The following is a 10,772-nucleotide window of genomic DNA, read 5'->3' as shown; positions in this document are numbered from 1 at the left end:
CCACCAGCGTCCCGGTGGCGGCGCCGAAGGGCCCGGCCGCCCTGAACCCCGCTCTCCAGGACGTCCTGCGCCGCATGCCCGACCCCGTCGTCGCGGCTGCGCTCGTCAGACGGGACGGAACGGGGGCCGCCGTCGGCCCGGTCACCGCCGACGCGCACTTCCGGATCGGCAGTGTCACCAAGACGTTCACCAACACCGTCGTGCTCCAACTCGTCGCCGAGCGCCGGATCGCACTCGACGCCCCCGCGCGGCGGTACGTCCCCGAGCTGCTCCCCGAGGCGTACGACCGGGTCACCGTCCGCCAGCTCCTCGACCACACGAGTGGNNGCGGCGGCGGCGGCCGCGAACCAGCCGCCGCCCGGGCCCGGCTCCGAGCAGCAGTACAACGGGCTCAACTCGCTCGTCCTCGGCCTGCTCGTCGAGAAGGTCACCGGCCGTTCCTTCGCCGACGAGCTGGAGCGGCGGATCATCCGGCCCCTCCACCTCCGCCACACCCGCCTGCCCGCCGCCGACGACGTGAGCATCCCCTCGCCCCACGCGACGGTGTACGTCAAGGGTCACGACGTCACGGAGCAGAGCCCCTACCCGTGGGCGGAGGGCGGCATGATCTCCGACGCCGCCGACCTGGAGCGGTTCTTCACCGCCCTGTTCCGGGGCCGTCTGCTCCCGCCCGCCCAGCAGGAGCTGGTCTTCGACGTGCCGCGGGTGAAGAGCGCCGCCGGCAACACGAACTGCTTCGGCGGGCCCGCCTGCTTCAGCGTCGGCGGTCTCATGAGCCACCGGCTCGGCGGACAGGAGGTCTGGGGCAAGACGGGGTCCCGGCCGGGCTGGGACAACGGGTTCTTCGCCACCAAGGACCTCCGGCACCGGGTCACGTACTCGCTGAACTCGACCGGGGCCGCCAGTCCGCTCCGGCACATCCAGCAGGTGGTCGGCGCGGCGCTCGTCGACTGACGGATGAATCAGGCGGTGGCGAACGGGCCGTCCAGCGCCGCCCACTGCAGCAGCAGGATGGTCTTGCCGTCGGCGATCCGGCCGTCGCGGGTCATCGCGAGGGCCTCGGAGAAGGGCAGTTCGAGGACCTCGATGTCCTCGCCGTCCTCTTCGACGCCGCCGCCGCTCCCGGTGCGGTCGGCCGGGGTGTAGGGGGCGGCGAAGAAGTGGAGGCGCTCGGTGACGGACCCGGGGCTCATGTACGCGTCGAGGACATGGGTGAGGGGGCCGAGGGTGACGCCCAGCTCCTCGGCGCTCTCGCGGCGGACCGCGGTCGGCGGGTCGTCGGCGTCGAGGAGGCCGGCCGCGGCCTCGACGAGCATCCCGTCGGGATGGTCGTTGACGTAGGCCGGGTAGCGGAACTGCCGGGTGAGCAGGACGGTGCGGCGGCCGGTGTCGTACGGCAGGACGACGGCGCCGTTCCCCCGGTCGTACGTCTCGCGCTGCTCGGTGACCCAACGCCCGTCCCGGCGGCGGTAGTCGAAGGTGGTCCGCCGCAGGACGTGCCAGCCGCGGGAGGTGAGTTCGACGTCGCGGATCACGACACCGGGGTTCCGGTCGAGGCCGCGTCCGGCGAGGTCGAGCCCGGTTCTGCCCCGGTGATCGGGGACGTCGACGCCGGGCAGGGGCGGGGGTGTGAGTGGGTCGTGCGTCCGCTGGTCGTCCATGGCGCGCTACGATACATGCAGAAACGTGCAAGAACAGGAGAGAATACGGATGCTGGCTGCCGAACGACGGGACCACCTGCTGGAACTGCTCGCCCGCGAAGGCAAGATCGTCGCCAAGGACGTCGCCGCCGAACTGGGGATCTCCGAGGACAGCGTGCGGCGCGACCTCCGCGATCTCGCGGGCGAGGGGCTGTGCCAGCGGGTGTACGGCGGGGCGCTGCCCGTTTCGCCGGCCGTGGCGGACTACCGGTCCCGTCGGTCCGTCGCCCCGGACGGCAAGCTGAAGGTCGCCGCGGTGGCCGCCGGTCTCGTGCGCCCGGGCGGCACGGTGATCCTCGACGGCGGCACCACCGCCCTGGCCGTCGTCCACGCCCTCCCGCAGGACCTGGCGTGCACCGTGATCACCCACAGTCCGACGATCGCCGCCGCCCTCGTCGAACACCCGCGGGTGGAGGTCTTCCTCATCGGCGGCCGCCTCTACAAGCACTCCGCGGTCGCCTGCGGCGCCGCCGCCGTCGAGGCCGCGCAGAACGTCTCCGCCGACCTCTGCCTCCTCGGCGTCACCGGAGTCCACCCGGACGCCGGACTGACCACCGGCGACGCCGAAGAGGCCGCGATGAAGCGCGCCCTGTCGGCGCGGGCCGCGGACACGTACGTCCTCGCGTCCTCCGAGAAGATCGGCACCGCCTCGCGCTTCCGTGTCCTGCCGTGGGACGGGATCAGCGGACTGATCACCGACGCGGACCCCCACCAGCCGGTGATCGAGCGGCTCACGACGCGGGGGGTCGAGATCCTCCCCGCCGGCTGACGCCCCGGACGGGCGCCGTCGCCCGTTCGGGGTGCGCTGCGGTGCGGGGGGTCCTGCCCGCTGGTGTGCTGGACGGGATTCCCCGCACCCGCGCCCCCATCCCCACGTACAGGAGCAGCGGCATGGCTGTCATCGTCACCGTCGAGATCCCCGGCGGCACGCAGGAGCAGTACGAGGAGACCTCCCGGCTCCTCGCGGCCACCGACTGGTTTCCGCCCGAGGGGTTCCTCGCGCACGCCGCCGGGCCCGACGGCAGCGGGGGGTGGCGGGTCGTGGACTTCTGGGACTCCGAGGACTCCTTCCTCGCCTTCATGGAGAAGGCCCGGCCGATCTTCGACCGGGATGGCGTCCGTACGATCCTGCCCACGGTGCAGGAGGCCGTGAACGTCATCGTGAAGTGAGCCGGTGGGCCGTCCCGGGCCCGGAGCGCCCGCGGGGGCACCGGGGCCGGGACGGACGGGCGTGCCGCTCAGAAGCGGTAGTGCGCCTTGACCGGGTAGTGGTCCGACCGGCCCGGGTCGGTCGGCACGTCGCACGAGACGACCGTCCCGGAGGACGGGCCGAACAAGTAGTCGATCTTGATGTAGCGGTTCTCCTCGGGGTTGGCCTTGATGAGCGGCTTCGTGGCCCGGCCGTCACGCGGCCGCGCGCTCCAGAGCCCCTCGTCGCACTCCTTGTCCGCCGCGTAGGCCGATGCCGTGACGTCCTTGGGGGCGTCCGGCGACTCGGAGTCCGGCGGGGTGGCGTTGAGGTCGCCGCCGTAGACGGTCCGGTAGCCGGGCATGGTGTACGAGTGGACGATCCTCTGCAGCTCCACGGCCTGCTCCCGGCGCTTCGTGCCGTCCAGGTCGTCCTCCTTCAGGCCGGCGCTGAAGTGGGCCGTGCAGAACTGCAGGGCCTGGGCCGGGAGAACGGCGCAGATCGCGGTCCGCTGCTCCATGCGCACCCACGCGCCGTCGATGGTCCTGTTCTGCGGCGACGGCAGGTCGTACGAGTGGTACCAGACGTTGGAGTCCGGCACGGCGAGGCCGATGCCGTAGGAGCCGCGGTCCTTCCAGCCGGATGCCGCCGAACCGGCGTTGTCACAGGTCCTGGCGGCCTTCACCGAGGACTTGTCGACGGTGAAGTCGATGGGGGCGAAGCGTACGTCCCATCCGGTCCCCGTCTTCGCCTCCAGCCGGGTCTCGATGGCCTTGGCGTGCGACTCGCACATCTCCTGGAGGAAGACGGCACGGTACTGCTGGGCCTCCGCCGTGGTGCCCATCCGGTCGGTGATCTGGGTGCCCAGGGAGGGGCCTTCCACCCGGTGGTTGTCGCAGGCGGAGTTGTGGTTCGCGCAGACGTTCCACGACATCACGCGGAAGTCGGCCGCCGGAGCGGGGGAGGCGGGGGCGGGGCGGCCCCCCGCGTCGCTGGCGTTCTCCTCGCCCAGGCGGACGAGCTGGAACTTCTGCCAGGAGCCGACCGCGTCCCCCCGTGCGCGCAGCAGCCCCGCGTCGTTCCCGGGATCCTGCACCTCGGCGGTCACGTACTTGTAGCCGTCGTTCGTGGCGGCCTTCAGGGCGTAGGTGCCGTCCGTCTGCTTCTCCAGCTGGAGCTTCTCCCAGTCGCCGACCGTGGTGCCGCGGGCCCGGAGCAGATTCTGGTGGGTGCCGGTGTAGCCGCGTTCGGTCGTGACGTAGTTGCCGTTGCCCTCCGAGCGCAGGGTGGTGCTCCACCCCTTGTCGTCGGTGTGCAGCGTGAACTTCTCCCAGGAACCCAGGTCGTCGAGCGTGGCCGCGGCCTTGCGGGCGCGCAGCATGGCCTGCCCGGTGCCGGTGGTGTCGACCTCCACCGACACGTAAAGGCCGCCGGCGCCGACGGACTTGAGCGCGTACTTCTCGCTCGCGGTGACGGGGACCGGGCGGACTTCCACCGCTTGGGCCTGCACGGGCGTCATGGCGATCACCGCGAACAGAGCGGAACACAGCACCGCCAAGCGGCGCGCTGTCTGTCTCATCTGCCTACCCCCATCAAGGGCTGTGAAAGGACAAACGACGGACGCTACGACACCGCCACGGCTGCGATCAACGGTCGGCCGGGGCATCTGTCACGTCGCCTGCGCTGCACCCGGCCCCGGCCCGGCCGGGGGTCCGTCGCCGTGGGCGCCGAAAACCCTTTGCGGGGGCGGACCGGTGGCCGCCAGGCTTCTCGGCCATGACCAGTCATCCTTCCCGCCCTTCCGAAGCGGCCCGTCCGCCCCGCCCGGTCGCGGACCTGTTCTCCGCCGACGGGCGCCTCAAGGCGATCCCGCGCAGGCCGGCCCGCCGTGAGGCCCTCCTCGCGCACCTCACCGAGAGCCTCTTCGCCCCCGACCGTGACTACCGCGAGCCCGAGGTCAACCAGGCGCTGCTCACCGTCCACGAGGACTTCTCCGCCCTGCGCCGCTATCTCGTGATCGGCGGCTTCCTCGCCCGGACCAAGGACGGCTCGGCGTACCGCCGACAGCAGCAGCCCGGCTCCCCCGGAGGCGCGATCCCCGCCGTCGCGTGACCGCCGCGGTGGTGGCCGGCCTGCTCGCCGGCTACGGCATCGCGATCCCGGTCGGCGCGGTCGGGGCGTACCTGGTGGCCGTCACGGCCCGCACCGGCTGGCGCACGGGTGCGGGCGCGGCGCTCGGGGTCGCCACGGCGGACGGCTTGTACGCCCTGCTCGCGGTGGCGGGCGGCTCCGCGCTCGTTCCGCTGCTGACTCCCGTGACGACCCCGCTGCGGTGGGCCTCGGCCGTGGTGCTCGTGGTGCTCGCGGTACGTGCGGCGTACGTGGCCCTCGCCACGTACCGGACGGGCGGGCTCGCCTCCCGGGACGACGGGACGGCCCTCGGCCCGGCCCGCGCGTACGTCACCTTCCTGGGGATCACGGTCCTCAACCCGATGACGGTGATCTACTTCGCCGCGCTCGTCCTCGCGACAGGCCCCTCGGCGCCGGCGACCCTCCCCGACCGGACGGCCTTCGTCCTCGCGGCCCTGGTCGCCTCGGCGAGCTGGCAGCTGCTCCTCGCCCTGGGCGGGACGCTGCTCGGCCGGACCCTGACGGGGGCGCGGGGCCGGCTGACCACGGTGCTCGCGTCGAGCACGCTGATCGTCGTCCTGGCGGTACGGCTCGTGGCGCGCTCCTGAGCGAGCGCAGGCGGGGTCGAAGCGCGGCCGACGGTACGCGCGTCAGGGACGGACGGCGTACCGGGCCAGGAACAGATCCACTCCCGAACCGATCACCCGCGTCAGCTCCTCGTCGCTGATCTCTGCGTCGGGCGAGAAGGTCCGGACGAGCTGCGGCACCCCCACGGTGGCCGCGACCAACTGCTGCACGGCGAGCACCGGATCGGGCGCGTCGAGGGTGCCGCGGGCGTGGAGCTCGGTGAAGGCCTCGACGAGCGGGCCGTTGTTCATGTCGTAGCTGACCCGGTACCAGAGCTGCCCGAGCTGCGGGAAGCGGTCCATCTCGCCGATCACCAGGCGGCGCAGCGACATGATGTCGGGGCGCAGCAGGATGCGGGCCCGGTCGGTGGTGAGCCGGAGGAGGGCGGCGCGCAGGTCGGGGGCGTCGGCGAGGGTGGAGTCGGAGGGCTCCAGATCCGCGTACGTCTTCGGGAGCACGCCGCCGATGACGGCGAGGAACAGCCGCTCCTTGCTGCCGAAGTGCTTGTAGATCGTCGCCTTGGAGACGCCCGAGCCGCGGGTGATCGCGTCCATCGAGGCCGCGGAGTAGCCCTCGGCGAGGAACTCGGCGAGGGCGGCGTCGATGATCGCCCGACGCTTGCGCGAGGCGGCGTCGGCGGGGTCCGGGATGATCGGGATGCCGTACTCGTCGGTCGCGTCGTCCTGGATCTCGGCTCCGGCTCCCATGGGTGTTCCTCAGGTGTGGTGGCGGGAACGCCAGTGTATGAACTGAACGGTTTGGTCTGTAAGCCCGTTGGCGGATCTTCGTCTGCGTCGACGCCGATGTCGTCGTGAAGCCCGAGGTGCACGTCTTCCAGTCGAACGACCGCTTCGACGCCGACGGCAACCTCGTCGACGAGGCGACGATCGGACTCGTGCAGGGGCTGCTGACCGCGCTCAAGGACAAGATCGACGCGACGGCCTGAGCGGCATCGAGGCCGACGCCGCCACGGCTCCCGCGACCGCGAGCACCGCGCCCGCCGCGAGCACGCCCCGGCGCGAGCGCCAGGACAGCACGGACCAGCACGACTGGGCCGAGAGCAGCGAGCCGACGCTCGCCCAGGAGCCCACGGAGCCGGCCGACATCGCCGACCCGACGGAGCCGACGGACAGGAACGACCCGACCGAGCCGATCGAGAGCGTCGATCCGACCGAGGCGACGGACAGGAACGAGTCCCGCGACCAGAGCGACAGCGACGAACGGCGGCGAGAGGTCATACCCCGATCGTAGGGTCGTTCCGGGGAGTCTGCGCGGGGGATGCGTGCGCCGCGCGCGCTGCGTGTGCCGTGCGCGTGCGCTGTGCGCGTCCTCGGTGCGCGCTGGGCTGCGCGTGCCCGTTCGAGCAGCGCTGACCCGCGCAGGCCGGCAGGAATTCCAGGCCCTCCGGGGTCCCGAAGCGCACGACGGCGAGGTACGCCTCCGGGTAGTCGCAGCCGACGTTCGTCCACTGGAGCGCGAGGACCGTCCAGACGACGAAGACGGCAAGGAAGAACCAACGCCGGCCCTTTGACATGCGCGCCACGTACCCGCCGCTCACGCGGAGGAACCGCTTCCCTCCTCAGTCCAGCTGGGCCATGCGCTGCGCGTTGCCGTCGTCCGTGTCCTGCTGACTGCTCGACACCAGCAGGATCGCGTCGGGCAGCGCACCGCTCAGATGGTTGCCGACGGCGGTGGTGGCCGCGCTGAGCCGGTCGAGGACCAGGTCGACGGCCTCGGCCAGGTCGGCGCCGAGGGAGCCGCTGCTCTTGACGGCGTCGTGATCTCCGACGGCCGCGTTCAGCTTGGCGCTGGTGTCGCCGCGGACCTCGCCGCCGACCTCGGCGATCCTGCGGGCCGCGAGCTGGTGTTCCTCGTGGTCCACCTTCAGGACGCTGCCGATCGCGCGGCCGTGAGCCGCGCCGCCGGCGGCACCGGCACCGATGCCGCCGCCGATCCCCTTCTCGGCCCCGCCCCCCGCTCCGTCGAAGACGTCCTTCCACGGAGACCCGCCGGAGCCGCCCCCACCGTTCCCAGAGGTGCCCGCGAGATCGTTCGGGATCTTCTCCAGGGCGATCACGGCAGGGTCCGTGAGCACGGACTGGAGCGACTTCCAGATGCTCTGGACGTCCGACCGGTATTCGGCGTTGGCCCGCCGAGCCGTCTCCGCGTTGGCACGCGCGACCGTGGCCGGGACTGCCGGGCCGACGCCCCCTGCGAGGCCGGCCCCGGCCTCTTCCGCGGCGAGCGCGCCGGCCGTGTGCACGACGGACAACTTGAGGGCGGCGATGGTGGTCGGCAGGTCCTTCACCCTGAGCGCCAGCGCCCTGGCCGAGGCGCCGAGGGGCGTCATGTCGTCCCTCTTGACCCGGTCCCAGTGCTCCGCCAGCGCGTTGATCGCTTCGCCCTTCCCGGAGGGGAGCAGGCGCTCCATGTGTCGGCCGGCGACCGCGGTGTCCTCTTCGACGAGCGCGGCGAACGAGTCCAGGTTGGCCGTCAGGAGGGCGTATCCGTCCTCGTCGACCTCCGGCCAGGACAGGCCGTACCTCTGGACCACAAGCCGGGTTGCGCCGTCGAGCTCGATCCCCATGCCGCCAACTTCCCCTCGTCGCGCGCGTGTTGGTCGCACACGCCCCCACGTGTGGCGCTCACGGTCTCACGCCCCCCGGAAGGTCACAAGGCTGACCGCTACCGGCCCGCGACGCCCCGCACCGACCCGCGTCGCACCGACGCGCCCCGCCCCGACCCGCGTCGGCCCCGCGCTCAGTCGATGTGCACGATCTGGAACGCCTCCGCCATCCGCCCCGCCGGCAGTCCGCCCGCCGTCGCGTGTTCGCCGAGCCAGGTGCGCAGGAGGCCCGCGAGGTCGTCGAAGTGGGCCGTCTGGGAGGTGTGGATGCGCAGTGCCTCGACCTTGCGGTCGAAGACCGGGGTGACGTCCACGTACTGGTTGGGGGTGGGGCCCGTCATCAGCCACAGTTCGTGGACGGTCCACGGCTCCAGGCCCTCCTCCTTCAGCAGGGAGGGGTGGGCGAACGGGTTGCGGGCCTCGGGGTAGACCGCGCGGAGGCAGGCGTCGCCGACGGCGCGGTGGTCGGGGTGGAGGTCGGCGACCCGCGCCCAGTTGATCTCGGGGGAGGGGATGATGGCGCGCTGCGGCCGTACCTCCCGAATCACCCGGCACAGATCGCGGCGGAGTTCCACGGAGGCCTCCACGAAGCTGTCGGGGTAGCCGAGGAAGCGGACGTCCGCGACGCCGCTGAGCTTGGCGGAGTGGACCTGTTCGGCGCGGCGCAGATCCGCCATCGCCTGGCGGGGGAGCCTGTCGTCGTAACCTCCGGCACCGCCGTCCGTGACGATGCAGTAGGTGACGCGGGTGCCGCGTTCGATCCACTGCATGACGGTGCCGCTGACACAGAACTCGATGTCGTCGGGGTGCGCGGCCACGACGAGCAGTGACTCGGGCGCGGTGCGAGCGGTGTGGTCGTAGTCCTCCATGTCCCTCATGGGGTCAGCCTGTTGGGGGCGGCGAGGGCGTCGCAAGGCCAAGCCGTGGCGTGAACAGGACATGGCACTTACGCGCCATTCAAAAAGTTGGTAGATTCAAATCATTGGGTTGTACGGGTGAGTGATGTGCTTGGAGGGTGACCGCTGTGTGCAGGATTCTCGGCTCCTTCGCCGCCGGAGCGGCGGCCCACGCCGACCGCCCCGACCCGGCGCAACTCGCCGCCGTGTCGGCCCGCCAGCGCCACGGCGGACCCGACGAGCACGCCGTGCTCACCGGACCCGGCTGGTCCCTCGGCTGCGACCGGCTCGCCGTCACCGACCCCTGCGGCGGGCAGCAGCCCTACCGGCTGCCGCACCTCCCCGGCGTCCTCGCCGTCCTCAACGGCGAGATCTACAACCACGCCGAGCTGCGCCGCACCCTCGCCGCCCGCGGCCACCGGTTCCCCGACCGCTGCGACGGCACGCTCCTGCCCGCGCTCTACGCCGAGTACGGGCCCTCGTTCGCCGAGCACCTCGACGGCATGTTCGCCGTCGCGGTCCTCGACCTCCGCCCGGGCAGCACCCAACTCGTCCTCGCCGTGGACGACATGGGCATGAAGCCGATCCACCTCCACCACGACCCGTACGACGGATCCACCCGGTTCGCCTCCGAGATCCCCGCGCTCCTCGCCTTCGAAGGAGTACGCATCTCCCCGCGCGAGGACTCCCTCGACACGGTCCTCGCCACCCGTACGTCGTTCTCCACGCACACCGCGCTCGACGGCGTCAGCGTCCTGCCCCCCGGGGCCACCGCCTTCGTACGACCCGGCGCCGCACCCGTCGTACGCCGCCGGGGGCCGCACCGGATCACGCCCGTCGGCGACACCCAGGACGTCCTGCGGCACGAGGTGAGACGGCTCGCCGAGGCCGAGGTCCCCGTCTGCGCCATCACCAGCGGCGGTCTCGACTCCGGGCTCGTCACCGCGCTCGCAGCCGAACACGCCCGCGAGACCGACGCGCCGCCGCTCCACACCTTCCACCTCACCTACCGGGGACGATGGCCCGGCTCCGAGGCGGCGTACGCCCGTTCCGTCGCGCGCCGGGCCCGGACCGTGCACCACGAGGTCGCCGTCGACCCCGACGAGATCGGTTCCCTGCTCACCCGGACCGTCCGCCACCTCGGCCAGCCCAACACCGACCCCATCACCCTCTCCACGTACGCCCTGTTCCGCGCCGTCCGCGAGAACGGCTTCACCGTCGCGCTGACCGGCGACGGCGCCGACGAACTCTTCGGCGGGTACGACCGGATGCGCGCGGCGCTCGCGGCACCGGCGGGCACGGACTGGGCGGGAACGTACGCGGACGCGCTGTCGGCGGCGCCACGGCTCCTCCGCGAGCACCTGTACACCGCCAACTACCGCGCCCACATCGCCGATCAGGGTTCGGCGGCGGACCGCATCGAGCAGGAGCTGCGCTCGGCGGAGGCGGTCGGCGAGGACCGGCTCACCGCGATGACGGCCTTCGAGACGCGCTGGCGGCTGCCCGCGTACCACCTGCGGCGCGTGGACCATCTGTCGATGGCGTGGGCGGTCGAGGCGCGGATGCCGTTCTGCCAGCCGGCGGTGGTGACGCACGCGCGTGCG

General features: G+C 72.3%; 13 protein-coding genes and 2 pseudogenes. 8 read left to right on the top strand and 7 right to left on the bottom strand.

All coding sequences use genetic code 11. The features are described 5' to 3' along the window. Positions 1 to 74: 74 nt before the first annotated feature. A pseudogene (locus AOK00_RS40450) lies at positions 75 to 325 on the top strand (serine hydrolase domain-containing protein); the annotation flags it as partial. 2 nt (positions 326 to 327) lie between these two features. Continuing rightward, a pseudogene (locus tag AOK00_RS19320) lies at positions 328 to 954 on the top strand (serine hydrolase domain-containing protein); the annotation flags it as partial. Positions 955 to 962: 8 nt separating this feature from the next. On the opposite strand, the gene AOK00_RS19315 reads toward AOK00_RS19320, so the two are convergent. Further along, entirely contained in the window at positions 963 to 1,661 is a 699-nt protein-coding gene (locus AOK00_RS19315) for an NUDIX domain-containing protein (RefSeq protein ID WP_055601553.1), read from the bottom strand. A 49-nt stretch (positions 1,662 to 1,710) separates the two neighbouring features. On the opposite strand from AOK00_RS19315, the gene AOK00_RS19310 reads away from it, so the two are divergent. Both AOK00_RS19310 and AOK00_RS19305 read left to right on the top strand, forming a co-directional pair. Further along, entirely contained in the window at positions 1,711 to 2,469 is a 759-nt protein-coding gene (locus AOK00_RS19310; RefSeq protein ID WP_055601552.1) for a DeoR/GlpR family DNA-binding transcription regulator, read from the top strand. Positions 2,470 to 2,591: 122 nt separating this feature from the next. After that, positions 2,592 to 2,870, top strand: a complete 279-nt coding sequence (locus tag AOK00_RS19305; RefSeq protein WP_055601551.1) for a hypothetical protein — start codon at positions 2,592 to 2,594, stop codon at positions 2,868 to 2,870. A gap of 68 nt (positions 2,871 to 2,938) precedes the next feature. On the opposite strand, the gene AOK00_RS19300 is transcribed toward AOK00_RS19305, so the two are convergent. Further along, a complete protein-coding gene (locus AOK00_RS19300; protein ID WP_159041801.1) occupies positions 2,939 to 4,468 on the bottom strand; it encodes a hypothetical protein in 1,530 nt (509 codons plus the stop codon). Between the two features lie 197 nt (positions 4,469 to 4,665). Between AOK00_RS19300 and AOK00_RS19295 the strand changes: the two genes are divergently transcribed. Together AOK00_RS19295 and AOK00_RS19290 are read left to right on the top strand one after the other, a co-directional pair. Continuing rightward, positions 4,666 to 5,001 (top strand): DUF2087 domain-containing protein, encoded by a 336-nt coding sequence (locus AOK00_RS19295; protein ID WP_055601549.1) that lies wholly within the window; start codon positions 4,666 to 4,668, stop codon positions 4,999 to 5,001. Continuing rightward, positions 4,998 to 5,627: a LysE family transporter gene (locus AOK00_RS19290; protein ID WP_055601548.1), complete on the top strand. Its 630-nt coding sequence runs from the start codon at positions 4,998 to 5,000 to the stop codon at positions 5,625 to 5,627. The genes AOK00_RS19295 and AOK00_RS19290 overlap by 4 nt, the downstream gene beginning before the upstream one ends. 42 nt (positions 5,628 to 5,669) lie before the next feature. Here AOK00_RS19290 and AOK00_RS19285 read toward each other — a convergent pair whose 3' ends face one another. Continuing rightward, positions 5,670 to 6,353, bottom strand: a complete 684-nt coding sequence (locus AOK00_RS19285) for a TetR/AcrR family transcriptional regulator (protein WP_055601547.1) — start codon at positions 6,351 to 6,353, stop codon at positions 5,670 to 5,672. A gap of 104 nt (positions 6,354 to 6,457) precedes the next feature. On the opposite strand from AOK00_RS19285, the gene AOK00_RS41190 reads away from it, so the two are divergent. Continuing rightward, positions 6,458 to 6,592: a hypothetical protein gene (locus AOK00_RS41190; RefSeq protein WP_301554215.1), complete on the top strand. Its 135-nt coding sequence runs from the start codon at positions 6,458 to 6,460 to the stop codon at positions 6,590 to 6,592. On the opposite strand, the gene AOK00_RS19280 is transcribed toward AOK00_RS41190, so the two are convergent. From AOK00_RS19280 to AOK00_RS19265, 4 genes are all read right to left on the bottom strand, one after another. Next, positions 6,564 to 6,884 carry a hypothetical protein gene (locus AOK00_RS19280; protein WP_055601546.1) on the bottom strand — a complete coding sequence of 107 codons (321 nt, stop codon included), beginning with the start codon at positions 6,882 to 6,884 and terminating at the stop codon, positions 6,564 to 6,566. The two genes, AOK00_RS41190 and AOK00_RS19280, sit on opposite strands and share 29 nt — an antisense overlap. Further along, positions 6,881 to 7,180 carry a hypothetical protein gene (locus AOK00_RS19275; protein WP_159041800.1) on the bottom strand — a complete coding sequence of 100 codons (300 nt, stop codon included), beginning with the start codon at positions 7,178 to 7,180 and terminating at the stop codon, positions 6,881 to 6,883. The genes AOK00_RS19280 and AOK00_RS19275 overlap by 4 nt, the downstream gene beginning before the upstream one ends. Positions 7,181 to 7,225: 45 nt before the next feature. After that, positions 7,226 to 8,233, bottom strand: coding sequence for a hypothetical protein (locus tag AOK00_RS19270; protein ID WP_055601544.1), 1,008 nt, complete (start codon positions 8,231 to 8,233; stop codon positions 7,226 to 7,228). Between the two features lie 173 nt (positions 8,234 to 8,406). Then, entirely contained in the window at positions 8,407 to 9,150 is a 744-nt protein-coding gene (locus AOK00_RS19265) for a PIG-L deacetylase family protein (RefSeq protein WP_254047417.1), read from the bottom strand. 146 nt (positions 9,151 to 9,296) lie between these two features. On the opposite strand from AOK00_RS19265, the gene asnB reads away from it, so the two are divergent. Beyond that, positions 9,297 to 10,772: asparagine synthase (glutamine-hydrolyzing) (gene asnB, locus AOK00_RS19260; RefSeq protein WP_216822254.1), on the top strand; the 1,476-nt coding region annotated here is incomplete at its 3' end.

Source organism: Streptomyces aureus (assembly GCF_001418135.1).
GTDB classification, from domain to species: Bacteria; Actinomycetota; Actinomycetes; order Streptomycetales; family Streptomycetaceae; genus Streptomyces; species Streptomyces aureus_A.
The sequence above is the reverse complement of the archived record's forward strand: the minus strand, read 5'-3'. Positions and strand labels throughout refer to the sequence as shown.